Source organism: Streptomyces sp. SID8352 (assembly GCF_009862265.1).
Lineage (GTDB): Bacteria > Actinomycetota > Actinomycetes > Streptomycetales > Streptomycetaceae > Streptomyces.
In genome coordinates, this window is the sequence record NZ_WWGX01000053.1 from 1 (window position 1) to 25,549 (window position 25,549).

Annotated in this window: 14 protein-coding genes and 2 pseudogenes; 1 reads left to right on the forward strand and 15 read right to left on the reverse strand. The window is 74.5% G+C overall.

All coding sequences use genetic code 11. The annotated features are described in order from the left end of the window. From GTY84_RS18060 to GTY84_RS18130, 15 genes and pseudogenes are all read right to left on the reverse strand, one after another. Positions 1-753, reverse strand: a 753-nt coding sequence (locus tag GTY84_RS18060) for a dipeptide/oligopeptide/nickel ABC transporter ATP-binding protein (protein ID WP_161227318.1), incomplete at its 3' end; no start/stop codon positions are given. Positions 754-868: 115 nt separating this feature from the next. Then, complete coding sequence (locus tag GTY84_RS18065) at positions 869-1,864, reverse strand: ABC transporter permease (protein WP_161227319.1); 996 nt, start codon at positions 1,862-1,864, stop codon at positions 869-871. Positions 1,865-1,960: 96 nt separating this feature from the next. Then, entirely contained in the window at positions 1,961-3,757 is a 1,797-nt protein-coding gene (locus GTY84_RS18070; RefSeq protein ID WP_202551324.1) for an ABC transporter substrate-binding protein, read from the reverse strand. A gap of 211 nt (positions 3,758-3,968) precedes the next feature. Continuing rightward, complete coding sequence (locus tag GTY84_RS18075; RefSeq protein ID WP_265295294.1) at positions 3,969-5,009, reverse strand: ABC transporter permease; 1,041 nt, start codon at positions 5,007-5,009, stop codon at positions 3,969-3,971. An 851-nt stretch (positions 5,010-5,860) separates the two neighbouring features. Continuing rightward, entirely contained in the window at positions 5,861-7,768 is a 1,908-nt protein-coding gene (typA, locus tag GTY84_RS18080) for a translational GTPase TypA (protein ID WP_161227320.1), read from the reverse strand. A 171-nt stretch (positions 7,769-7,939) separates the two neighbouring features. Next, a complete protein-coding gene (locus tag GTY84_RS18085) occupies positions 7,940-10,285 on the reverse strand; it encodes an ABC transporter family substrate-binding protein (protein ID WP_161227321.1) in 2,346 nt (781 codons plus the stop codon). A 235-nt stretch (positions 10,286-10,520) separates the two neighbouring features. Continuing rightward, a pseudogene (locus GTY84_RS18090) lies at positions 10,521-11,537 on the reverse strand (glycosyl hydrolase family 18 protein); the annotation flags it as partial. A 968-nt stretch (positions 11,538-12,505) separates the two neighbouring features. Next, positions 12,506-15,196, reverse strand: a complete 2,691-nt coding sequence (locus tag GTY84_RS18095) for a SpoIIE family protein phosphatase (RefSeq protein ID WP_161227322.1) — start codon at positions 15,194-15,196, stop codon at positions 12,506-12,508. Positions 15,197-15,757: 561 nt separating this feature from the next. Next, on the reverse strand, positions 15,758-16,147 hold the full coding sequence (locus GTY84_RS18100) for an ATP-binding protein (RefSeq protein ID WP_237532353.1): 390 nt from the start codon (positions 16,145-16,147) through the stop codon (positions 15,758-15,760). Positions 16,148-16,646: 499 nt separating this feature from the next. Further along, a complete protein-coding gene (locus GTY84_RS18105; RefSeq protein WP_161227324.1) occupies positions 16,647-17,048 on the reverse strand; it encodes an NUDIX domain-containing protein in 402 nt (133 codons plus the stop codon). A 626-nt stretch (positions 17,049-17,674) separates the two neighbouring features. After that, positions 17,675-17,866 carry an SPOR domain-containing protein gene (locus GTY84_RS18110; protein WP_161227325.1) on the reverse strand — a complete coding sequence of 64 codons (192 nt, stop codon included), beginning with the start codon at positions 17,864-17,866 and terminating at the stop codon, positions 17,675-17,677. Positions 17,867-18,229: 363 nt separating this feature from the next. Continuing rightward, entirely contained in the window at positions 18,230-18,982 is a 753-nt protein-coding gene (locus GTY84_RS18115; protein ID WP_161227326.1) for a GntR family transcriptional regulator, read from the reverse strand. Positions 18,983-19,129: 147 nt separating this feature from the next. Further along, positions 19,130-20,275, reverse strand: coding sequence for a DUF4190 domain-containing protein (locus GTY84_RS18120; RefSeq protein WP_161227327.1), 1,146 nt, complete (start codon positions 20,273-20,275; stop codon positions 19,130-19,132). Between the two features lie 956 nt (positions 20,276-21,231). After that, positions 21,232-23,412: pseudogene (locus GTY84_RS18125) on the reverse strand (SNF2-related protein); the annotation flags it as partial. A 223-nt stretch (positions 23,413-23,635) separates the two neighbouring features. Continuing rightward, the gene (locus tag GTY84_RS18130) at positions 23,636-24,838 is read right to left on the reverse strand and encodes an MFS transporter (RefSeq protein WP_161227328.1); all 1,203 of its coding nucleotides are present in this window, start codon (positions 24,836-24,838) and stop codon (positions 23,636-23,638) included. A gap of 92 nt (positions 24,839-24,930) precedes the next feature. On the opposite strand from GTY84_RS18130, the gene GTY84_RS18135 reads away from it, so the two are divergent. Further along, the gene (locus GTY84_RS18135) at positions 24,931-25,536 is read left to right on the forward strand and encodes a TetR/AcrR family transcriptional regulator (RefSeq protein ID WP_161227329.1); all 606 of its coding nucleotides are present in this window, start codon (positions 24,931-24,933) and stop codon (positions 25,534-25,536) included. Positions 25,537-25,549 lie beyond the last annotated feature (13 nt).

Here is a 25,549-nt window from a genome sequence, read left to right on the forward strand (position 1 = left end):
CTTGCCGAGGTACATGACCGCGACGCGTTCGGAGAAGTGGCGGACGACGGCGAGGTCGTGGGCGATGAAGACGAAGGCGATGCCGAGTTCGCGCTGGACCTTCTGGAGGAGGTTGACGACCTGGGCCTGGATGGAGACGTCCAGGGCGGAGACGGGTTCGTCGGCGACGATCAGCTTGGGTTCCAGGGCCAGGGCGCGGGCCACGCCGATACGCTGGCGCTGGCCGCCGGAGAACTCGTGCGGGAACCGGTTGTAGTGCTCGGGGTTGAGGCCCACGATCTCCAGCAGTTCCCGGACCCGGTTCTCCCGGCCCCCGGGCGGGTCGATCCGGTTGATCTCCATCGGCCCGGAGATGATCTTGCCCACGGTCTGGCGCGGGTTGAGCGAGGCGTACGGGTCCTGGAAGATCATCTGGATCTCGGACCGGATCGGCGCCAGCGCCCGCCGCTTCGCGTGGGTGATGTCCTGGCCCCGGTAGACGACCCTCCCGGCGGTGGGCTCCAGCAGACGGGTGATCAGCCGGCCCGTGGTCGACTTGCCGCAGCCCGACTCGCCGACCAGCCCGAAGCTCTCGCCGGTGCGCACGGTCAGGTCGATGCCGTCGACCGCCTGCACCCGGCCCACGGTGCGCCGGACCGGGAAGCCGCCCTTGACCGGGAAGTGCTTGGTCAGGCCCTCCGCCACCAGCAGCGGCTCCCCCGGGGTGCCGGGAGCGGACCCGCGCGGGGCGGGGAGGACGCGTTCTTCCTTCATGACTCCTCATTCCTGACGCCTCGTTGCGTCCGGGCGCGTCCCGCGCGCCGGGCGGGACGGTCCTCCCTCCACGGGTGCCCGCGCGGGGCCCTCCCCAGACCCCCGGTCGCCGCCGTCACCGCTCCCCGGCCCCCTGGGAGAGCCGCACGCGCGGATCGATCCAGGCGTAGACGACGTCGGTGACGATGTTCACGACGAGGATCACCAGCGCGCCGACGAGCATGACGCCCATGGTGAGGGGCAGGTCCTTGGTGGTCGCCCCGTCCACCGCGAGCCGCCCGATGCCCTGGAGGGAGAAGGTGAGTTCGGTGACGACGGCGCCGCCGAGCAGGCTGCTCAGGTCGATGCCCAGGATGGTGACGATCGGGATCAGCGAGCCGCGCCAGGCGTGGCGGAGGAAGACGTGGCGCCGCGCCATGCCCTTGGCGCGGGCGGTGCGCACATGGTCCTCCGCGAGCTGCTCGATCAGCGAGGAGCGCGACATGCGGGTGTACTGGGCGGTGAAGATGGTCGCCATCACGACCATGGGGATGGAGAGCCCGGTCAGCCAGCCGACCGGGTCCTCGGTGAGGGGGACGTACTTCGGGTCCTCCATCAGGCCGGTGCCGTAGACGAGGACCGAGAGGGCGATCGGGCCGAGGAAGTAGATCTGGAAGGAGCTGAGCACCATGGAGGCGCCGGTGGCGGCCCGGTCGACGGCCGAGCCCCGGCGGTAGGCGGCGAGCGTGCCGGTGCCCAGTCCGACGACGAGGAAGACGACGGTGGCGCCCGCGGTCAGCGACAGGGTGAGCGGGAAGCGGTCCTTGATGATGTCCCAGACCGGCTCGCCCGAGTAGAAGGACTCCCCCAGGCAGGGCGCCGGGCAGGGGCCGTCGGGGAAGTCGCGGCCGGTGACGATGCCGGACATGAAGTGCCAGAACTGCTGGACGACGGGCAGGTCGAGGCCCAGGGCCTCGCGGATCTCCGCCAGCCGGGTGGGTGAGCAGTCCTTGCCGCAGGCCAGCGAGGCGTAGTCGGACGGGGCGGCGACGAACAGGAAGAAGGTCGCGGCACCGATCAGGAACAGGGTGACGGCGGCGCCGGCGACGCGCCGGAGGATGAACTGGAGCATGGCGGGGCGGCTGCTCTCTCGGAAGGTGGTCGGAGGCGGTCACGGAACCCGGGGGCGCGCCCGGCCCGGCGCGCGCCCCCGCACTCGGCCGCGGGGTCAGGACGACTTCAGGTACAGCCGCCTGACGTCGATGTAGCTGGCCACGACGCCGTAGCGGGCCCCGCCGATGTTCGACCCGAAGAGCTGGAACTGCTTGGCGTACCAGAGCGGTGCGGCGGGGTTGACCTTCTCCAGGATGTAGTGGTGCGCCTCCCGCCAGGTGGCCGCGGCCTCCGCCGGCTCCTGGGTGAGGGCCTTCCTGATGAGCGCCTGGACGTGCGGGTCGTTCAGGTGCGAGTAGTTCGAGTTGCCGTCGGCGACCTGCTCGCCGTCGTAGATGGGGGTCACGACGGTGCCGGGGGACGGCCAGTCCTGCGCCCAGCCGGTGATGTACATGTCGTACGGGTTGTCCAGCCGGCCGATCTGCTCGTAGAAGCTGGCCCCGTCGATCTCCTTGGCGACGACCTCGATCCCGGCCTTGCGCAGCGCGTCCTCGACGGCGACCTTGCGCTTCTGGCCCACCTCGGTGTTGCGGTAGGCGAGCACGAGCTTCTTCTCGGCCGCGGGCACGTCCTTCAGCAGCTCCCGGGCCCGGTCCAGGTCGCCCGCGGGCGCCTTGAGCCGTCCGTAGGGGTCGTAGCCGGGTTCGTAGCCGGGCAGGGTGGGGGCGAACAGGTTGGGCGCCACGTCGCCGCCGTAGGCGCCGCCCTCGCCCGCGATCAGCGACTTGGAGTTGACGGCGTGGGTGACGGCGTCGCGGACCTTCTTGTTCCCGACCCGGTCGAGGTTGAAGGTCAGCGTCATGACGAACGGCTGGTAGCCCTTGGCGGTGCGCCTGCGGACGGACGGGTCGCCGATGACGTCCTGGATCCGGGTGGCCTCCACGCCGTTGGTGAACTGGATGGCGTTCCTGGCCTCGCCCTGGTCGGCGATCAGGCGCTTGGTCTGGGTGGACTCGGTGATCCCGAAGTCGAAGTCGAAGCCGTCGGCGTACTGGTGGCGGATCGCGTCCGTGGCGGGGTCCCACTGCTCGTTGCGGACGAGCCGGAGGGACTTGCCGGGCTTGTACTCGGCGATCCGGTACGGGCCGGTGGCGACCGGGGCCTTGTCGTACTTCTCCTTGGTGTCGGTCCTGCGCGGCACCACGGAGTAGCCCGCCATGGCCAGGGTCTGCGGCAGGTCGGGGCGCGGAAGGTCGAAGTGGAAGACGACGGTCCGGGCGTCCGGGGTCTCCAGGACGGAGTCCGGCAGGTGCTTGCCGTCGTAGCCGCCGCCGGGGAGCCGGGAGCGGTAGCCGACGCCGCTCAGCCAGTTCTGGAGGTAGGTCGGCCCGTCGAAGACGAACTTGGCGTACATCCGCTCGACGGTGTGCCGGACGTCGGCGGAGGTGATCGCCGCGCCGTTCTGGTCCCTCACCCCCTCCTTCAGGGTGTACGTCCAGGTCCGGCCGCCCTGCGAGGAGGTGCCGGCGTCGGTGGCGAGGTCGCCGACGACGGAGACGTTGCCCCGGTCGTCCTCCTGGAAGCCGGTGAGTCCGCGGAAGATCAGGTCGGAGAGCTGGCGGGCGTCGGAGACGTAGATCTGGCCGGGGTCGAGGTGGGAGAGCCCCTGCTCCTGGTAGACCTTGATGGTGCCGCCGCTCCTGGCGCCGGGCACCTCCTCGGCGGGGCCGGCGGAGGCGGCGGCGTCCCCGTAGACGACGGCCCTGGACTGGACGGCCGCCTCCTTCTGGTCCTTCCTCGCGTCCTTGCCGGAGCCGCCGCCCTTGTTCTCCGAGCAGCCGGTGAGGACGAGCGAACCGGCCGCCAGCGCGACCACGACGGCGCGCGCGGCGCGGGAGTGGAGCGTCTTCATGGGGTGGGTGCACCTTCCTGTCGGGTGGGTTGGCCACTGGAGCTGCGCTGTGCACGGCCCGGCGTCCCGGAACGGGGTACGGCCCGGCTCGGGAGGGGGCGGTACGGAAGGGGCCCGGCCCCTCGGGGCCCGGCGCGGGCGGCGGGACGGGCGGCGGTACCTCCGGCGTGGAGCGGCGGACACCGGGCGCGGGCCCGCGCCACCGCCCCCGCTAGCGGCCGGACCTGGGGTCGAGGGCGTCGCGCACGGAGTCCCCGAGGAGGTTGAAGCAGAGGACGAAGACGACCAGGGCCACGCCCGGGAAGAACATGAACGCCGGGTCCTGCTCGGCGACCTTGGCCCCGGTGGCGAACATCCGGCCCCAGTCGGGGGTGGGTTCGACGAAGCCGACCCCGGCGAAGGAGAGGAACGCGATGCTGAGGATGGTGCTGGGCAGCAGGTAGGTGAACTGCACCAGGATCGGGGAGACGACGTTGGGCAGGATCTCCTTGCGGATGATCCGCCAGGGGGAGGCCCCGGCGACCCGGGCGGCCTCCACGAACTCCCGCTCCCGCAGCGACAGCACGGTCGAGCGCACCAGCCGGGCCATGCCCGTCCAGCCCAGCAGCCAGAGCACGATCAGGATGGCCAGCGCCCGGAAGTAGGTGGGCGTCTCGCTCCGCGGGTCCACGAAGAACGAGGTCACCACGGGCATGAAGGCGATGAAGAACAACTGCTGCGGGAAGGAGAGGAAGAAGTCGGTGACCCGGCCGAGGAGGTAGTCGGTCCGCCCGCCGAAGTAGCCGCCGACCAGGCCGACCAGGACCCCCGTCACCATCAGCAGGGTGGTCACGCCCAGCGCCATGTACAGCGAGGTGCGCATGCCGTAGAGCAGCATGGTGAACACGTCGCGGCCGAACTGCGGCTCGACGCCGAACCAGTGCTCCCCCGACACCCCGCCGAAGTACCCCAGCGGCAGCCCGAACTCGTCGAGCACCGGGTGGCCGGTGCTGTACTCGGGGTCCTGGCCGTAGAGCGTGTACGGGTTCTTGCCGTAGGCCCGGGCGATCAGCGGCGCCAGCGCCGCGACGGCGAAGTAGGCCAGCACGATCCAGGAGCAGACGACGCCGACGCGGTCGCGCCGGAAGCGCAGCCACATCAGCCGGCCGGGCGAACGGCCCGGTAAGTCTCCGGGTCCGGCGGACCGGCCGTCCGGCTCCGGCGCGCCGCCGGCCGGGGCCGCGCCGCCCTCGATGTCGGTGGGACTTGTCACGATCCGCCCATCTCGCCGATGCGGGTGTGCCGAACCGCCGGTCGCCGCGGGGGGCGCGGGACCGCGGAACGGACCGGGAAGACATGCCGGGGGCCGCCGGGGAAGGGGGTGTTCCCGCAGCCGGACGCGCGTAGCCGGGGCCGGACGTCGGCGGTCCGGGGCAGAGGGCCCGCGCGCCCGCTCAGGACCGGGCGCCGTCCGGGGCGCCGTGGGGGGCGGTGGCCGACCGGGCCCGGGTCACCCGTCCGTTGTGCGGGACACCACGCATGGCTCCTCCTCAGGACTCCACGTGCTCACCGACAGGGAGGGGGCGGCGCCTTGCTCCCGGCGCCCCTGACGGACGGCCGGACGCCCCCTGGTGCTCGCGGGTCCGGCACTGTCCCCGCAGCGCGCGACCCGTTGACCCGAGCGGTACGCGGCTAACTATCTGCCATGAGCGGAAGGCCGACCACCCGTCTGAAAATCTCAATTGCGTCACGGACGGCGGGGATCCCTTCCCCAATCTGGACAAAGTGTTTGTGACGCGAAGACGACGGAATCGGGTCCGTTGCCCTGGTACGGGCGGGTGCCCGGCGCGCACCGGCCCCGGGACGGCGCACGCGGCGGCGCGGCCACCGGCCGGAGCGGGGAGCGGGCGGACGTCGGCGCGGCGGCGGCGCGGCGCGGCGGCCGGAACCGGGGGCGGGCGGGCACCGGGCCGGGGGCGCGGCCCTCGGAGGCGGACGGGCGCGGGCCGGGGCGGACGACGGGCGCGGAGCCGGGGCCGGGGCGCGGGCAGGAAAAACCGGGCACCCCCACGCGGGGGGTACCCGGGCTCCACCGCGCGCCGCCGGTTCCGGCGGCGGGTGGGATCAGCCGTGCTTGGCGCGGCTCGCGGCGCGGGCGCGCTCGCGGGCGTCCAGCTTGACCTTGCGGATGCGAATGGCCTCCGGGGTCACCTCGACGCACTCGTCGTCGCGGCAGAACTCCAGCGACTGCTCCAGGGAGAGCTTGCGCGGCGGCACGATCGTCTCCGTCATGTCGGCCGAGGACGACCGCATGTTGGTGAGCTTCTTCTCCTTGGTGATGTTGACGTCCATGTCGTCGGCACGGGAGTTCTCACCGACGATCATGCCCTCGTACACCTCGGTGCCCGGGTCCGTGAAGAGGACGCCGCGCTCCTGGAGGTTCGTCATCGCGAACGCGGTGACGGCACCGGAGCGGTCGGCCACCAGCGAACCGTTGTTGCGGGTCGTGAGGTTGCCGAACCAGGGCTCGTGGCCCTCGTGGATGGAGTGGGCGATGCCGGTGCCGCGGGTCTGGGTGAGGAACTCCGTGCGGAAGCCGATCAGACCGCGGGAGGGCACCACGAACTCCATGCGCACCCAGCCGGAGCCGTGGTTCGACATGTTGTCCATCCGGCCCTTGCGCACGCCCATGAGCTGGGTGACCGCGCCCATGTGCTCCTCGGGCACGTCGACCGTCATGCGCTCGACGGGCTCGTGGACCTTGCCGTCGACCTCCTTGGTGACGACCTGGGGCTTGCCGACGGTCAGCTCGTAGCCCTCCCGGCGCATGGTCTCGACGAGGATGGCGAGCGCCAGCTCACCGCGGCCCTGCACCTCCCAGGCGTCGGGGCGGTCGGTGTCCAGGACGCGCAGCGAGACGTTGCCGATCAGCTCGCGGTCCAGGCGGTCCTTGACCTGACGGGCGGTGACCTTGCGGTCCTTGACGGAGCCCTTGCCGTCCGCGCCCTTGCCGGAGACGCCGCGCCCGACCAGCGGGGAGGTGTTGGTGCCGATGGTCATGGAGATCGCCGGCTCGTCGACGGTGATCAGCGGCAGCGGGACCGGGTTCTCCACGTCGGCCAGGGTCTCGCCGATCATGATCTCCGGGATGCCGGCGACGGCGCAGATGTCACCGGGGGCCGCGCGCTCGGCGGGCTTGCGGGTGAGCGCCTCGGTCATCATCAGCTCGGAGATCCGCACGTTCTGCACGGACCCGTCGCGCTTCATCCAGGCGACGGTCTGGCCCTTCTTCAGCTCGCCCTGGTGGACGCGCAGCAGCGCGATGCGGCCGAGGAAGTTGTCGGCGTCCAGGTTGGTGACGTGGGCCTGGAGCGGGGCGTCCTCGTCGTAGACCGGGGCCGGGATGTGCTGGAGCACGGTGTTGAAGAAGGGCTCCAGGCTGTCGGAGTCCGGCGGGACCTGGCCGTCCTGGGGCTTGGTGAGCGAGGCGATGCCGTCCCGGCCGCAGGCGTAGACGATGGGGAACTCGATCTGCTCCTCGTCCGCGTCCAGGTCGAGGAAGAGGTCGTAGGTCTCGTTGACGACCTCGTCGATGCGGGCGTCGGGGCGGTCCGTCTTGTTGATGCACAGGATGATCGGCAGCCGCCGCTGGAGCGCCTTGCGCAGCACGAAGCGGGTCTGCGGCAGCGGGCCCTCGGACGAGTCGACGAGGAGCACGACACCGTCGACCATCGACAGACCGCGCTCGACCTCGCCGCCGAAGTCGGCGTGGCCGGGGGTGTCGATGATGTTGATCGTGATCGGGTCCCCGCCGTCCTTCGGGTGGTACTTCACCGCCGTGTTCTTGGCGAGGATCGTGATGCCCTTCTCACGCTCCAGGTCGTTCGAGTCCATCATGCGGTCGTCGACGGTATCGAGCTGGTGCGCGGCGAAGGCGCCGGCCTGCTTCAGCATCCCGTCGACGATGGTGGTCTTGCCGTGGTCGACGTGGGCGACGATGGCGACGTTACGAATGTCGTGGCGCGTGGCCATATGAGGCGTACTCCCGGAGTGTGATGTCGGCCCGCGCGCACATCCCTGTGCCGGAGCCTGCCGGGCAGAACATGCCACGGCCTCACCCCATGGTACGGGGCATCGCCGGATGGGGTGTGCCGGGGCGGATGCGCGCAGGTCGCGGGCGGTGCGGGTGCCCCGGCGGGGCCGTCAGGACCCCCCGGCCCCGGTCCGTCCCCCCGCCGACGGGGCCGGGCCCCCGGCGCCCTTGGCCAGATAGCCCATGTCCTCGTAGGCGGGGGTCACGAAGCCGAAGGCGCCCGCGTTGGCGAGGTCCTTGCGGGCCGCGACGAGCTGGGGGCGCTGGTAGAGCGGGATGGACCCGGCCGCCGCCCAGATCCGCGCGTCGGCCTTGCGCAGCAGGGCGCCGCGCGCCTTGTCGTCCAGCGTGGTCAGCGCCTGGTCGAAGAGCTGGTCGACCTGGTCGGTGCCGACCCGGGTGTAGTTCTGCGCGACGTTCAGCGAGCCGTCGGCGGAGGGGACGGGCTTGGCGTAGATGGGGCGGGCGTCGGTGGCGGGGAAGGCGGTGGTGGGCCAGGAGTAGAGCGCGAGATCGTACTGGCCCGCCGCGACGTGGTCCTTGAAGTAGCTCTCGTCCGGGACCTTGGTGATGTCGGTGCCGACGCCGATCCTCCGCAGCATCCCGGAGATGCGGTCCGCGACGGTGCGCAGCGCCTCGGAGCCGGGTCCCGAGGGGACGACGAAACGCAGGGTGAGCGCCTTGCCGTCCTTGGCCAGCGGGAGGTTCGCCGAACCGGCGGGGGCGGCGGTGCCGCGCGGGGCGTAGGCGCCGGGGGCGCCGCCCTGGGCGGAGTTCCGGGCGCGGTCGCCGTCGTTGTCGTCGGTGCCGCTCTTGCCGTCGCCGGTGCCGCCGGTCCCGCCGTCGGCCGGCTCTCCCCCGGTCCCGGCCTCTCCCCCGGCCGCCCCGCGGCCGGGGCGGTCGCCGTCGCGGTCGTCGGTGCCGTCCTCGCCGACGATGTACGTGCCGTCGTCGCCGCCGTCGTCCGCGTCCTTCCCGCCGTCCTTGCCGTCCCGGGTCCCGCGGCCCTCGGCCCCGGCCGCGTTCTCGCCCTTCTCCGTCCCTTCCTCCACGGGGCCGCCGGGGACCCATCCGGCGGCGGCGAGCAGGGCCCGCGCCTCCTTGACGTCCGGGCCGCCGAGCGCGCCGCTGCTGTCCGCGTACGCGGGCTGCCCGGCCAGCGCCAGATGGCTGCCGACCGGCTCGGCGGGCAGGCCCAGCGGCTTCAGCACCGCGCGGGCGAGCTGCCCCCGGTCCAGGGCGCGGGCGACGGCGCGGCGGACGCGTTCGTCGGCGAGCGGACCGTCGGCGCCGTTGAGGGCGAGCTGGGTGTAGGCGGGCTCCAGCGACTTGCGGATCTCGAAGCCGCTCAGGGCCCGCCGCCGCTCCTCGTGGGCCGCGAGGACCCGGCCGCGCTCCTCGCGGGCGAGCGCCTCCCGCTCGGCGGCCTCCTCGTCGGAGCCGTTGGCCACGGCCCAGGAGCGCAGGTCCTCGGCCGCCGTCCGGCGCTCCGGACCCGCCTGCGGGGAGCCGCCCGACCCGGCGGCGGGGGTGGCCCGCGGGCCCATCAGCGGGGTGTCCGGGGCGGGGCCCGGGGGCGCGGCTGCGCCGGTGACCTGGTCGGCGGTGCCGGCGTCCACCTCGGCGAGGTCGACCTCCCCGGCGATCAGCGCGGCGACGCGGTCCTCGCGGGGCAGGGCGCGCAGCACGATGGAGCCGAGCTTGGCCGGGGCGCCCCACCAGCGGGGGTTGGTGGTGAGGACGACCTCGTCCCGCCCGGTGTCGACCTTCTTGAGCGCGAAGGGCCCGGCGGTGACCCTGAGGGTGCGCCGGGCCCCGTCGTTGAAGGAGTCCGGGGTGCCCATGACGTCCTTCGGGTAGAGCGGGGTGAACAGCGACTTCCAGTCGGCGTAGGGGCGGCTGAAGGTGACCTTCACCTCCAGGTCCCCGGCGCCGCGCTCGATCTTCTCGATGCGGTCGTACCCGGCGTTGCGGGCCGTCCAGTAGGCATTGTCCCTGCCTGACAGGGCGCGCCACTGGGCGGCGAAGTCGGCGGCGCCGATCTCCCGGCCGTCGCTCCAGACGGCCTGCTGGCTCAGCTTGTAGAGGACGACCTGCTGCGGCTCGGTGGCGACGACCCTGGCCGACTCCAGGTAGTCGGCGTCGCGCACCGGGCGGCCCGCGGCGTCCGTCCGGTACATGGCGGGCAGGACGGCCTGGGCGATGCGGCCGGTGGTCGCGTCGGCGTCGGACTGGAAGGTGTTCAGCGTCTCCGGCACGGAGTCCACGGCCCAGCGCAGGGTGCCGCCGTCGGCGATCCGGGCCCGGTCGGCGGAGGCGATGTCCTGCCGGGCGGCCGGGCGGGCGGCGGGGCTCCCGGAGTCGCAGCCGGCCAGCGCGGGCACCGCGAGCACTCCCGCGGTGAGGAGGACGACCGGGCGCGACACCGTTCGCGGTCCGACACCGACGTGGGACATCTGCGCTACCTCCGAGGGCCGCGGGCGTGCTGATCACTGCCTGGTGACCGGCCCCGGGGTGGCCACGGGCGCGGAGGGCGGCTCCGGCGTGACCACTGCCGGCGGTACGAGGAGTTGATCATTCGTATCCGGACGGTTGTGCGGCCCACTGAAGAGGAAACGGTTCCGCCGGCCGGGGAGGCACGGCGGGGGCCCGGGGCAACCCCACCCGTGCGGCGGAACGGGGAACGCCCGGTCAGCCCAGCCAGCCGTCCCGGTACCCGGCCCAGTCGGCCTCGGTGGCGGCGAAGTCGATGTACAGGGCGACCCCGAAGAGGGCGCGGTCGGGGTCCGTGCGGGACAGCCCGAGCCGGATGCCGCGCACGGCGGCCGGGACGGTCTCGGCGTGGTTCCAGTGGCCGAACCGGTTCTCGTGGAAGAAGGGCAGGCCCATCAGCAGGTGGGTGCCGGGCGGGGTGGCCTCCAGCGCGAGCGCGGTCTGCTGGGCGAGGTGGCCGCGGTAGGTGGCCGCCAGCGGCTGCATGGTGTCGTACGACATCAGGGCGATCTGGTCGACGCGACGGGCGACCTGGCCGAAGAAGCGCTGCGTCCACCACTTGGGGTGCCCGGTGACGGCCCTCCAGGGGACGTGGAGGCCGGGGAGCGGGTCGATCTGGTGGGCGGCGACGGAGAGCAGGGCGTCCCGGGAGCGGGTGAGCGCGCGCAGGTCGTCCAGGAGCGCGAGGAAGTCCCCGTCGCCGGAGGGCAGGGGCTCCAGGTCGAGGTGGACGCCGTCGTATCCGGCGCCGTCCAGCACCTCGCGGGCGGAGCGGACGATCCCGGCGCGGGTGGCGGCCCGCTCCAGCCGCATCCCGTCGGGATCCTCGGTGGCGAGCACGTCCCCGAGGAAGGCCTGGACGCGGACGCCGGGCAGCCGGCGGTGCACCGCCTCGGTCAGCCGGCGGGCCGCCGGGTAGCGGTCCCGGGGCAGGGTGCCGTCGTGCTCCAGCGGCCCGGTGTGGACGTACAGGTCGCGGATGCCGGTGCCCTTCAGGCGCCGGGCGAGGGCGTCCAGGTCGGCGGCGTCCCGGCGCCCGTCGACCCAGGCGTGGCCGAGCCAGAGCGCGTCCCGGCCGCGGGTGAGGGTGCCGTCGGCGGGGGTGCCGGTGCCGTTCGCGTACAGGGCCGTCTCGACGGCGAGGAGCGGCAGCAGGACGACGAGCACCGCGCCGAGCGCGATCCGCCGCAGGAGGCGGAGCCGGGGGCGGCGCCGGGGTGCGGGGGCGCTCCCGGCGGGGGTGTCCTCGGGGCCGCCGGAAGGGGGAGGCGCGTCGGCGTTCCCGGGGGTGTCCCCCGGGACGGCCCCGGCGCCGGGCTCCGGGGTCCCACGGGCCGGGTCGGCGGCTGCGGTGGCGGAGGCGGTGGCCCCGTCGGTCTCGGGGGCGGTGGCTTCCGCGGTCCCGTGGTCCGGGGTGCGGGGAGGCGCCCCCGGGGTGTCCTCGGCGGTGGACCCGGCGGGCCTCGCGGCTCCAAGGGCGCCGTCGGCCGGGGCGGGGACGGCCGGTCCGTCATCGGCGGGCACGGCGGCCGTCCCGGTGGCGGGCGCCGCGTTGGGCGCGGGGGCGGGCGCCGGGACATCCGGCCCGGTGTCACCGGCCCCGGCGCGAGCGGGGGCTCCGGAGCGGGGCGCACCGCCCCCCGGGGCGGCGTCGGCCGGGGCGGAAGCAGTGTCCGCGGCCGCAGCGTCGGCGACGGAAGCCGGGACACCCGACGCGGTGTCACCGACCCCGGACCGGGCCGACGCCACCGAGAAGGCCACCTCCCCGGGGGCGCTGTCGGCCGGGGCGGGGGCAGCGGGAGCGGGGGCCACGGCCGCAGCGTCGGCGACGGAAGCCGGGACACCCGACGCGGTGTCACCGACCCCGGACCGGGCCGACGCCACCGAGAAGACCGCCTCCCCGGGGGCGCTGTCGGCCGGGGCGGGGGCAGCGTGCTCGGCGGGGGCCTTCGGGGCGGTCGTCCCGGTGTCGTCGGCCGGGGCTCCGGTGGGGGCCGTGTGCTCCGGGGCGCGGTCGGGAGCGGGGCCTGAGCGGCCCGGGGGGAGCGGGAGGCGGCCGTCGGCGGCGCCCTCCCCGTCCGTGCCCGGTCCGGTGTGCTCCGTCATGACCCGTCCTCCCCCGTCCTCGGCCCCGTGGTACGGGTGAGGACGGGGCGGCGGGGTGTTCCGGTTGCGACGGAGGGTCAGAAGAGGCTCATCAGGGCCTCGGCCGGGTCCGCCAGGCGGGTGTCGCCGCCGGGGAGCGGGAGTTCGAACCACACGGTCTTGCCGCGCGGCGTACGGCGCGAGCCCCAGGCCGCGCTGAGCAGTCCGACGAGTTGCAGGCCCCGGCCGCCCTCGTCGGTGTCCCGGGCCCGGCGGCGGCGCGGCTGGACCAGCCCGGCGTCCCAGACCTCGCAGACCAGGGTGCGGTCGAGCAGCAGACGGAGCCTGATCTCGCCCTCGCCGTAGCGCAGGGCGTTGGTGACCAGCTCGCTGACCAGCAACTCGGTCGTGTCGACCAGGGGTTCAAGGCCCCAGGCCAACAGCTTCTCCCGGGCGTACTCACGGGCCCGGCCCACGCTGCGCGGCTCGCGCGGCAGGGTCCGGTCGCCGACGGACTCGCTGGGCAGCCCCTGCACCCGGGCCATCAGCAGGGCGATGTCGTCCTCGCCGTGATGGGTGTTGAGGGTGTCGAGGACGTGGTCGCAGACGTCCTCCAGGGGCCGCGACGGATCGGTGAGCGCCCCCACGAACGCCTGGAGACCCTCGTCGAGCGGATGGTCCCGGCTCTCGACCAGGCCGTCGGTGTAGAGGGCGAGCAGGGAGCCCTCGGGCAGTTCGACCTCCACCTCCTCGAAGGGCTCGCCGCCGACGCCGAGCGGCATGCCCGGCGGCACGTCCAGCATCAGCGCGGGTTCGCCGGGCTCGACCAGCACGGGCGGGAGGTGGCCGGCGTTGGCGAAGGTGCAGCGGCGGGTGACCGAGTCGTAGACGGCGTAGACGCAGGTGGCCAGGTACACCTCGGCCAGGTCGGCCTCCCTGGGGCGGCGCGCGGACCGGGTGGCCTGCCGGACGCCCGGCGCGGAGCCGAAGGCCGGGGCGGGGCCGCCGGGGGCGCCGAGACCCCGGGCGATCTCGTCCAGGTGGGAGAGGACCTCGGCCGGTTCCAGGTCGAGCTGGGCCAGGGTCCGCACAGCGGTGCGCAGTTCCCCCATGGCGACGGCGGCACGCAGTCCGCGGCCCATCACGTCGCCGACGACGAGGGCGGTGCGGTGGCCGGGGAGTTCGATGACGTCGAACCAGTCGCCGCCGACCTCGCTGGGCCGTCCGGTGGCCGCGTTGCCGGGCAGGTAGCGGCAGGCGATGTCCAGGCCGGACGCCTCCGGGTCGCCGGGCGGGAGCAGGGAGCGCTGGAGGATCAGCGCCCGTTCGTGCTCACGGCGGTAGAGGCGGGCGTTGTCGATACAGACCGCCGCGCGGGCGGCGAGTTCCACGGCGAGGTCTCGGTCCCGGTCGCCGAACGGCTCGCTGCCCTTGGTCCGGGCGAACTGGGCGAGTCCGACGACGGTGTCGTGGGCGACCATCGGAACGGCCAGGCTGGACTGCACCAGTCCGCCGTCCTCGGCCGGCACGGAGCGCGGCCGGGCGGTGCGCAGGGCGTCCGCGCAGGGCGAGTTGAACGGGTAGTGGTGGACCGCGCCGAGCTTGACCCGCTGGCCGGTGCCGAGGAACGGGACGTCGGACACGGCGCTGGAGAAGGCCACGCGGCGCAGTTCGGCGCTGCCGTCCGCGAGGCCGGGCGGGGTCTCGTCGCCCACCAGGAGCCCCTGGTAGAGGTCGACGGTGGCCAGGTCGCAGAAGCCGGGGACGACCACGTCGAGGAGTTCGCGGGCGGTGGTCTCCAGGTCGAGGGAGTTGCCTATGCGGGCGCCCGCCTCGTTGAGCAGGGCGAGGTTGCGGCGGGCGGCGGCGGCCTCGCGGGCCGCGGCGCGGCGGGCGGTGATGTCGGTGGCGAGCCAGGCGATGCCGATGGGGCGCCCCGAACCGCTGTGCACGCGGTAGAGGTTGACGGACCAGTGGCGCCGCTCGTCGGTGCCGGGCAGGTGCCCGGTGACGTGCATGTCGGTGACGGACTCGCCGCTCTCCAGCACCCGGCGCAGGGTGGCGCAGACGCGGTCGGCCTCGGTGCGCGGCAGGTAGTCGTACACCCCCCTGCCCCGGTGGTCGTCCGGGGTGCCGCCGAAGACGGAGGCGAACTGCTGGTTGACCTGGCGGACCCGCAGGTCGGGGTCGATCAGCAGGAAGCCGAACGGAGATTGGCCGAAAACGGCCTGCGAGGCGGCGAGATCGGTCTCGATGCTGCGCAGCCCGCGGACGTCGACGACGATGCAGACGGCGGCCCTCTCGCCACTCTCGGTGAGCGTGGGCATCACATAGACCTCGGCGAGCCCCCGCTGCCCTCGCTCGGCACGCCCCTCCCGGAACGCCCGGCGGTCCCGCGGCCCCCTGGCCCCGACGGGCTCGCGGCGGCCGCGCGGTCCGGGCCGGGCCGGTTCCCCGTCGGCGGGCGGCGCGCGGAACGGGACGACGCCGGTCCACTCCCGCCCGTCCAGGATCTCGGCCATCTTGCGCCGGCCCCGGCCGCGCAGATCGGGATCGATGAAGGTCTCGATGGGGTCCAGGCCGATGGCGTGCTCGGCCGGGATGCCGAGGAGTTGTTCGGCGCGCAGGCTCCACTGGTCGACGAGTCCGTCGGGGCCGATCGAGAAGGAGGCGACCTTGACGTAGTCGTAGATGGAGCCGGGTGGGCTGCTCCGCCACACGGCGTCACCGGGCGGCGCGGCGCCCGACGGGCCCTCGGAGCCCGTGGCCCTCGCTGGTATCTCGCTCACGCGAACCGTCCCCTCCAGCTCACCGCGTCCGGCACCGGTCACCGAGGGCGGCTGCCCGCAGTATCCAGCACTACGGGGCCGCGCAACACGGTGTTCACGATCACAGCACGGTCCCGATGATTTTCGGTCCGGACCGCGACAGCACTTCCAGTCTTCTAACCAACGGAAGCGCCGTCGAATCACGCGGCGCCACAACTGCCATTGGCCTGAACCATTCCACGTACCCCTCGGGGCCGCCGGACCGGGTACCCCCGGGCGGCGGACGGACCCGCGCGGCGCCCGGCGGCGGCCCGGAACGGCCGCGGGGCGGGACGGGAATGAGCGGCCCCGGAGCGGGTGGCGCGGGGCAGCGGGCGACCGGGCGCGGGGCGGACGCGGGGCCGGCGGCCGGGGGCCGCGGGGCGGGGCGGACGCGGACCGGGGGGCGCGCGGGCACGGAGCGAGCGGCTCGGAGCCGGGCGGGCACGGGGCGGGCGGACAAGGGGCGGGCGGTCCCGGAGCCGGTGGCTCGGAGCCGGGCGGGCACGGGGCGGGCGGTCCGGGGCCGGGCGGACGGGGCGGTCATCGCGGCGCCGCGACTTCGAACCAGACCGTCTTGCCCGCGTCGCCCGGTGTGGCGCCCCAGCGACGGGAGGCGGTGGCCACCAGGAACAGCCCCCGGCCCCCCTCGTCCTCGGGGCGGGCGACGCGTTCGCGGGGCAGCTCGGGCTGCGGATCGGAGACCTCGACGAGCAGCACCCAGGCCGGACCCGAGGGGCGCACCAGGCGCACCCCGATGGGACCGGTGGCGTGCCGCAGCGAGTTGGTGACCAGCTCACTGACGAGCAGGACGGTCAGATCCCCAACCGGCGCCAGCCCCCAGTCGCGCAACTGACGGCGGACGAACGCGCGGGCGGTCCGCACCGCGTCCGGCGCCGCGGGAAAGACCCACTCCGCGCAGCCGTCCCCCATGTCGGTCACACGCCTCACCTCCCCGGCCGACGAACCCCCACCCTTGTCCGATTTTGTGGGGTTAATGGGCCCATACCCCATATTCGGGCGGGTTACCGCTCGACGGCCCGTCATCCTCGTTCCGGCGCGGGCGGGGTGGAGCCGGGCGCGGGGCGGGTGGAGCGGAGGAGGGACGCCGGGCGGGTGCGGGGACCGCGCCGGGCGGTGCCGGCGGGGCCGGGGACACAGAGGTCGCGCGGTGGGCCCGGGTGGCGCGGGGTGCCGGGCCGGCCCCGGCCCCTTCGGCGGCCCCCTGCCCCGGCTCCCGCCGCGGCCTCGGATCAGGTTCCGGGAGCCCGGATCGGCCTCAGTACGGCTCCGGGCCCAGTACGGCTCCGGAGGCTCGGGGCCGTCGTCGGGGGCCCAGGGCGGCTCCGGCGGCCCGGGGCGGTCGTCGGGGCCGGACCCGGCCGGGAGCCCTGACACCGGCTCCGGCCCCGACTCCAGCCCCGGCCTGGTGTCAGGCCAACTCCCCGTCGGCCCTGAGGTCGTCGAAGAGGAGCTGGTCGACGGGCGGGACCAGGGGACGGTCCGCGTAGGAGAACCAGGCGGTCTCCTCGATCTCGCTGCTGGCCGACAGGGTGCCCTCGTACTCGGCGGTGTAGCAGCTCATGCGCACGACCGTGCCGGGCGGCAGTCCGGGCGCCCCCGCCTCGTAGGTGCCGACGTGCACGGCGGTGGACGGGTCGAGGCGCACGGTCAGCTCCTCCTCGATCTCGCGCAGCAGGGTCTGGAGATCGCTCTCGTCGCCCTCCCGCTTGCCGCCGGGGATGTAGAAGACGTCCTTGCCCCGCGGCCGGGCGCACAGGATGCGGCCGTTCTCGGTCCGCACCCACGCCACCGTGTCGATCAGGCCCGACATCACTCCGCCTCCGCCCTCCGGAACCCTGGTCAGGCAGGACCCTAGTGCCCCGGCGGACGGCGTCCGCACGCACCCGGTGGAGGACGGACCCGTCGGGCCGGGACCACGCGCGCCCCGCGCCGGCCCCGCAGGCACCGCGCCGGACCCGGGGCCCTCCACGCCCCCGCACCCCGGCACCCCCGCCACCGACGCCCCGTCAGCAGGCGGGGCCGTCACCCCGGGGCATCCGGACGGACCGGGGCGCGTACGACCCGGGAACCGATGAGCCGAGGTCGGGGAAGTCGGCCGAAACGGGAGCCGTCACGGCCCGGCGGATCCGGTGGGCCGGTGCACCGGGCCGACCGACGGACCCTGCGGAGCCGTGAACCGGCGCTCCGGACGGACCGGCCGCCCGATGGCCCCGGCGAGCCGGTGCGGCCCGTCCGGACCGGCCTTCGGACCCGGCCGCCGGACCGGGTACCTCGGGAGCGGGGACAGGGCGGCCCGGAGCCCCGGAACGCCGCCGATCCATCGCCCCGGAGCCCTTGGCGCCCCGGAACTCCAGCACCTCCGCGCCCCGCACCCGGCGGGTCCGCCGAAACCGGACCGGGCCGGGCACCCGATGTCGGGTGCCCGGCCCGGGTCCGTCAGCCCGCGGCGCCCGGCTCCGGCTGGCCGAGCCGTTCGACCAGGTAGTCCTGCCGTTGACCGCGGTCCGCCAGGCTGTCGGCGATCTTCTGGGCCTCGGCTCTGGTCGCGTACCGGCCCACCCGGTAGCGATTGCCGTTGTCGTCCTGGCGGAGGACCAGCCAGGGAAGAGTGATCGTGCCGTCGTTCATCGCGCCCCTCCACGTCCCGTCCGCGGCGCGTGTCGCGTTCCGTCTGCTAAGGAAACCGCAATCCGCATATGCCTGAGCCTACGCCCAACCTTTACGCAGCGAATACGGCTTTTCACGAAGAGGTACGCAACCAGCCAGTACACCGGGGGGCGCACAACCATCCGCGCGCCCTCCCCGCGCACCGGTGCGCCGGGTTCGGGGCCCCGCGAGCACGGCGGACGCCACCTGCGGCGACGACCGGTCCCTCCGCTCCGCGCGGGGCGGTGCGAGCGGCCCGCCCGCCGGGGCGGGCACGGGCGAGCGCGTGGGGGGCGCACGGGCCGAGTGCGCCATCTCACACACCGGAGCCGGTGGGGCCCGGGATCAGCGGACGGGCAGGTGGTAAGCGACCCGGTACCGGTCGGCCGGGACGACCACGTCGGCCGTCTCGACGGGCCGCCCCGAGGCGTAGAAGGTGCGCTGGACGACCAGGACCACATGGCCGGGCACCCCGCCCAGCACATGCAGCTCCTCCGCGAGACCGGGGCGGGCGCCGACCTCCTCCGTGACGTTGTCCACGACGACCTCGATGGCGGCCATGCGCTCGACCACGCCCATGCCGCCGAGCGGCCCCTCCTCGGGCAGCATCACCGGTGTCCGCCCGGTGAGGTCCAGCGGCTCCCAGGAGGTGGAGAGCATCATCGCCTCGCCCGCCTCCCGGAAGACGTACCGGGTGCACATCACCCGGTCCCCCGGCTTGACCCCGAGCCGCTCGGCCACCATGACGCTCGCCTCGGTCTGCTCGCTGCGCGACTCCCAGGTGCCCCGGCCGCCCGCCTCGGCCTGCTCCTGCCGGAACGGGGTGGACCCGCCCACCGGCCGGTACCCGGAGCGCGAGACGCGGCGGGGCACCGGGCGCTCGCGCACATATGTGCCGGAGCCGGAGCGGCCCTCGACGAGCCCCTCGGCCATCAGCACCTTGCGCGCCTCCAGGGCGACGGTGTCCGAGACCCCGTACTCCTCGCGGATCCTCGCCTGGGAGGGCAGCCGGGTGTGCGGCGGCAGCGCACCATCGACGATCTTCCTGCGAAGATCCCCCGCGACCCGCAGATACGCCGGCTGCTCACCGAAAGTCACTCGCCGCTCCCATCAGCTTGTACGGACAGCTACAGCGTCGCAACCCAGGGTTGTACCAGGCAAGCAAAGGCCAGAGAATCACTCGAAGTGATTACCCAGAGGGGACGGTGGCTTTACGCAGGCACTTTCTCCCCGCTCAGGCCGCCGTCACACCTCGATGCCGGAGCCGCCCCCGGCGTCCCCGCCGTCTCCGCCGCCCTCCCCGGTGTCCGGCGGGGTCGTGGCGAGCCCCAGGGCCTCGCGGACCGTCACCGTGTCCTCGGGATCGATGAGCTGCCAGCCGTTGTCCTCGTGCCCGTAGAACGTGTCGGCGTCCTCGGCCGAGGCGGCCCGGCCCCACTCCTTCCGCGCCTTCTCCAGGTCCGCGACGAGCGCTGCGACCGGCCCGTCGGCCGCGGCGGGCCAGTCGTGTCCGCTCAGCGTCTCCGACTGCTCGGCCAGGGCGTCCGCCACCCGGTCCGCCCAGGCCCGCTGGGCGGCCGGGTCCTCGTCGAAGTCGTCGTCCTCGGGCATCTCGTCCAGGGCCGCGTACTGCACGGCCTCCGCCCTCAGGTAGGCCACCTGGTGCTCGTCGAGCACGGTCTCGTCGGCGCGCAGCGAGCCGGTCAGGGGCTCCGCGTCCGTCCGCGCGAACCCGCAGGTGACCTCCCGGTCGCCCAGGCGCCAGCTCGCCGGGCTCGGCGTCAGGTAGTACAGGTCCACCTCGTCGGGCAGGGCCCAGGAGTCCATCGCGTACGTCTCGGCGATCCGGTAGCAGCGGTCGTCCGCGAGCTCGGCGATCCCGTCGTCGCCGGGGTAGGTCCGGCCGGGTATCCGGAAGGAGCCGACCACCTCGGCGTCGTGCGGCGAGTCGCAGGGCACCTCGTCGACCTCGTCGATCTCGCCCTCCACGGATCCGCCCGGGGAGTTGTAGCAGTCGCCCTTGCTCAGGGTGAAGGGGGTGCCGGACCGGTCGCCCGCCGCTTCGCGGAAGCCCTCCCAGAAGTCGGCGGCGCCGCCGGTGGCCAGCGCGATCGCCCACAGCCCGATGCCCACGCCGGAGAGCACCGACCCGGCCACGGCCAGCCCCCTGCCCCGCTCGCCCCGCCGCCCGATCTGACGGAGCGCGATGATCCCGAGGACCAGTCCGACCGCCGGCAGGAAGCAGAGGATGCCGAGGACCAGCGCGGCGATGGCCACGCCGTTGACCGGGGCCTCCGGGGGCGGCGGTGGCCCGTAGGGGTGGCCCCAGGGCGCGGCGGGGGAACCCTGCGGGTACGGCCCGTGGGGTCCGGGGGGCGGCGGCGTGGACACGGGCAGGGGTGCTCCTGGTTCGGGCGGGGTGCGGAACGGGGCGGAACGGCTCCGGGCGCACCGGTGTTCGAGCGGTGACTGGGCGCATCGTAAGCGCGGGGCGGGCCGGCCGGGTACGGGACCCTGCGGACGGCGCGGGTACGGGGCCCCGTGGACGGCGGGGGTACGGGCCCTGCGGGGCGGTCGTCCGGGGGCCGGTGGCGGCGCGGCACGGCGAGCCCGGACGCCGGGGACTCCCGGTCATCTCCCGTGCCGGGAAAGGGCGTTGGAACACCGGAGACTCAGGCGTCCGCGCGAACGCCTCCCGTCCCGGGCGCCTCCGGTCCGACCGCCGCTCCCGCGTCGAACGCCCTCGCACCGGGCACTCCCGGCCCGGCCACCGGCTCCGGCCCCGACGCCCCCGGGCAGGGCGCCCCCTCCGGACCGGACGCCACCGCCCCACGTGCCGTTTCCGGAACGGTCGCTCCCGCCCCGGGCTCCCCCTCACGGCCGGACGCCGCCGTCTCAACCGCCGCATCCGCCACGGATACTTCCGCTCCGGCCACCGACGCCGATCCCGACCGCACCGGACCGGGCGCCACGACCTCAACTGCCGTACTCACAGCCGGTGCTCCCGGCCCGGCCACCGGCCCCGGACCGGAGTTCACCACCTCAAGTGCCGTATCCGGGACGGACGCTCCCACCCCGGCCACGGGCCCCGTACCGGAGCCGCCCGGCTCGGGCACCGCTGCCGTCCCGGCCGCCGCCTCCACGGCGCGCGTCGCGGGTCCGGGCGCCCCCGGGCCGGGCCCTCCCCGCTCGGGTGCCCCCGGTTCCACCGCCGCCGGACCGGGCGCCTCCGGTGGGGGCGGGACAGGGCCGCCGTCGACGCCCGGTTCCGCCCGCTCCCCCGGTGCCACGGGGTGCGCCGGTCCCCCCGGCGGCGGCGCGGACGCGGGGTCGGCCGGGGCGGGGGCCATGCCCAGCCGTGCCTGCTCCTCCTCCACGATGCGCCGGGCCAGTTCGCTGTCCGCCATGTCCACCGCGTCCGGGGTCGCCTCGGCTACCGAACTGCGGCGCGCGTAGGTGTCGAACAGGAGGGTCTTGCGCTCCAGCGTCCGCACCAGCCGCTCGTCCACTCCCCCGGTGGCGAGCAGCCGGTGCACCCGCACCGGTCTGACCTGGCCCATGCGGTGCGCGCGGGCCACCGCCTGGTGTTCCAGGGTCGGCTTGACCTGGGGCTCGCACAGGACGACGACGGAGGCGGCCTGCATGTTGAGGCCGACGCCCGCCGCCTGGATCTGCGCCAGGAGCACCGCGGGGCCCCGGACCGCGGTGAAGTCGTCGACGAGGGACTGCCGCCGCCCGGCCGGAAGGCTCCCGGACAGGGGCCCGAACAGCGGCGGAGCACCGGAGGGTTCGGCGGCGAGCGCCCCGCCCACCGTGTCGAGCACGTCCCGGAAGTAGGAGAAGACCACCGTCTTCCGCCCGTTCTCCCCGGCCTCCCGGACGATCTCGCGCAGCCGCTCCAGCTTGGCCGACCGCTCGGGGCGGGCGTAGGCGGCCCGGCGCATCGCCATGAAGTTGCCCTCGCGCACCGCCTCGCGGTAGGCCGCCCCGTCCGACCGGCTCAGCTCCTCCCACTCGTCGGTGTGCTGGAGGCTCGGCAGCTCGGCCAGGACGTCCTTCTGGTTGCGCCGCAGATAGACGGGGGCGACGGCCCGGCGGAAGGCGACGGAGTCGGCCAGGGTGCTCCGCTCGGCGAGGGAGTCCGCGATCCCGGGGTCGAGCATGGCGACCAGATTGCGGAACTCGGCGACCCGGTTCTCCATCGGCGTGCCCGTCATGAAGAGGGCGCGCTCGCTGTGCCGGGTCCAGTCCGCGACCGCCCGCGACCGCTGGGCCTCGGGGTTCTTCACGGCGTGCGCCTCGTCGACCACGAGCAGGGCGGCCCCCTCCCCGTCGTCCTCCGGGGCCGGGAAGCCGCGCAGCGCCTCGTAGGTGGTGACGGCGACGCCGCCGCGGGTCCGCCAGTCCGCGAAGGCGCCCCACCGCTCGGGTCCGTGCAGCACGGAGACGGGCAGGAAGCTGCGGGTCTCGATCTCGCGGATCCAGTTGACGAGGACGCTCGCCGGGCAGACGACCATGAAGCGGCTCTCCCCCTCGGCGGCCAGATGGGCGAGGACCGCGATGGCCTGGACCGTCTTGCCGAGGCCCATCTCGTCGCCGAGGATCACCTTGCGCTGGGCCAGCGCGAACCGGGCGCCGAACGCCTGGTAGCCGCGGAGCGAGACCCGGCGGTGGATGTCGTCCAGGCGCTGGCCGCGCACCCGTTCGGCGACGTCCTCGGGCAGGAAGCCCTCCGCGGCGGCGGCGTCGGGCAGCAGCCCGGAGACCTCCGCGAGCAGGCCGTGGTACTCGGCGGAACGCAGCTCGAAGCCGGTCCAGGCGGCGAGTTCGTCCGCGGGGCGCAGCAGGTCCACCGAGGTCTGGGCGAGGAGCGCGGGCAGCCCGGCCCCCTCCGCCTCCTCCAGCAGCGCGCGGAGCCCGGTGACCGCCGCCGTCGCGCGGGCCCGCCCCTCCTTGCCCGCGACGAGCATGCGCAGCCGCCCGGCGGCCGGCCCGGCGTCGGCCAGCGGGGGGCCGAGGCGCGCCGTGAGGGCTTCGGCCGCCGTCACCGCCCGCCGGGCCCCGGGGCCCGCCTCGACCAGGACGTGCAGGGCGGCGACGAGGGCCGTGGTGCGGGGGGTCGGCCGGTCCACGTCGATGGGGACGGCGACCGTGTCGAGCACGGCGTCGGAGAGCCGCCGGGCGGCGGCGATGATCTGGTCGGCGGTCTGCCGGCCGATGCCGGGGATCTGCCGCAGCCGGTGGGGCCCGGCCGCGAGCACGGCGCCGACGGTGTCCAGGCCGCCCTGCTCGACGGGCCCGACCCGCAGCCGGCCCTCGGTCACGTCCTGGAGCCGCCCCACGGGGAGGGTGCGCAGCTCCCGCTCCACCTCCGCGTCCCGGATCGGCGCCCAGGCGTCGCGCACGGCGCCGACGGCCCTGCCGTGGTCCTCCACCAGGCCCCGCGCGGCGTCCGCGAGCCGCGCCGCCCGTGCGAGCACCTCCCGTTCCGCACGCCCCACACCCGCCCCTTTCCCCGGCCCCGGCATCTTCCCATCCCCCGCCGACAGCGCCGCGGGGCCGGTGCGGGCGGGCCCGGTCGCGCGGAGCGCGGGAGCGGGCGGGGACAAGGGGTGCGGGCGGCGCCGCGCGGGGGCGGCGGCCGGGCGGTGTCCCGGACACGCGAACGGCGTGCCGTCGCCGGTGGGGCGACGGCACGCCGGTCGGCGCCGTGGTGCGGGGCGCCTCGGGTGGCCCTGGTGAGGGGGCCGGTCAGCGGAAGGCCTGGTTGCCGCGGGCGGTCCAGACGGTCAGGGCGGCGAGGAGGGCGCAGGCGCCGCCGAGCCAGAGGACCCCGTTGAGGCTGAGCATGTCGACGATGAAGCCGCCGACCAGGGCGCCGAGGCCGATGGAGAGGTTGAACACGGCGACCCAGAGCGAGGAGGCCGCTTCGACCGCCTTCGGGGCGGACTTGATCATCCAGGTCTGGAGGCCGACCGAGACACCACCGTAGGAGAGGCCCCAGATGATCAGCAGGATGGCGCCGCCGACCTTGTTCTGGCCCAGCAGGAGGAAGAGCGGCATCGCGATGCCGAGGGCCACGGAGATGATCAGCACGGTCCGGAAGACCTGGCGGGACAGGGCGGACCCGGCGGCGAAGTTGCCGATCAGGCCGGCCACGCCGAAGCCGAACAGCAGCGGTCCGACGTAGCTCTCGTCGATCCCGGAGAGCTTCTGCAGCGCCGGGCTGACGAAGGTGTAGGCGGCGAAGTGTCCGAAGACGATGAGCACCGTGGCGATGATGCCGACCCGCACGCCCGGGTTGCGGAACTGCTCCATCAGCAGCTTGGGCCGGATGATCTGCGCGGCCACCAGCTTCGGCAGCACCACGAGCAGGGCGACGAGGGTGATCAGGGCCAGGACGCTCAGCGAGGTGAAGGCGATGCGCCAGCCGGTGAAGTCACCGAGCAGGGTGCCGAGCGGGACGCCGAACACGTTGGCGGCGCCGACGCCGCCGAAGATCACCGCGGTGGCGCGGGGCACGTCGTCGGGCGAGGCGAGCCGGATGGCCAGACCGCTGGCGACGGCCCAGAAACCGCCGATCGCGATGCCGACGACGACGCGGGAGGCGACCAGGATGCCGAAGTTCGGCGCCAGCGCCGTGGCCAGGTTGGAGACGGTCATCAGGGTCATCAGGGCGATCAGCAGGACGCGCCGGTCCAGCGATCCCACGAGCATCGGCACCAGGGGGGCGGCGAAGGCCGCGACGATGCTGGGCACCGTCACCATCAGGCCCGCCGTGCCCTCGGAGACCGACAGCGCCGATCCCACGGAGGTCAGCAGGCCGATCGGCAACTGCTCCGCGGTCACCAGCAGGAAGGTGCCCAGCGCCACCGCGGAGACCGCCAGCCAGCGGCTCTTCTCCGGGACCTCGGGCTCCTTTGTCAGGGCGGGGGTCTGTTCTGCGGTCGTCAACGGGGGCCTCCTTCACCATTCGGGAGCGATCGCTCCCGTAAGAGAAGAGTAGTATGGGAGCGCTCGCTCCACAAGTTGGGTAAGGTGAATACATGGGACGCCCCCGACAATTCGACGAGAAGAACGCGGTCACCTCGGCGACCGAGCTGTTCTGGCGACGCGGGTACCACGCGACCTCGGTCCGCGATCTGGGCGACGAGCTGAAGCTCACGCCCAGCAGCCTGTACCGCACGTTCACGGACAAGCACACGCTGTTCCTGCGCGCCCTCGACCACTACCGGGCCACCGAGTCCGCCGAGGCGCGCAAGCGGCTCGACGCGACGGACCGGCCCGTCCAGGAGGCGCTGCGGGAGTGGATGCTCTGGCTGGTCACCTGTCCGGCCGACGGCAAGTCCGGCCGCGGCTGCTTCGTGGTCAACACGGCCACGGAACTGGGCACCACCGACGAGAAGGTCCGCCGCCGGACCGAGGCGGCCTTCGAGGTCACCCGGCAGGCCCTGCGCGCGGCGCTGGAACTGGGCCGGGACCGCGGTGAGCTGGCCGCCGGGCTCGACATCGACGACACCGTGGAACTGCTGTTCACCACGGTGCTCGGCCTGCGGGTGCGGGAGCGCGCGGGCCACGACATCGAGCGGCTGACCACCACCATCGATCTGGTGATCCGGACCCTCGGGCCCGCACCCGCGGAACCGGTCTGAGGCTCCCGGCCGC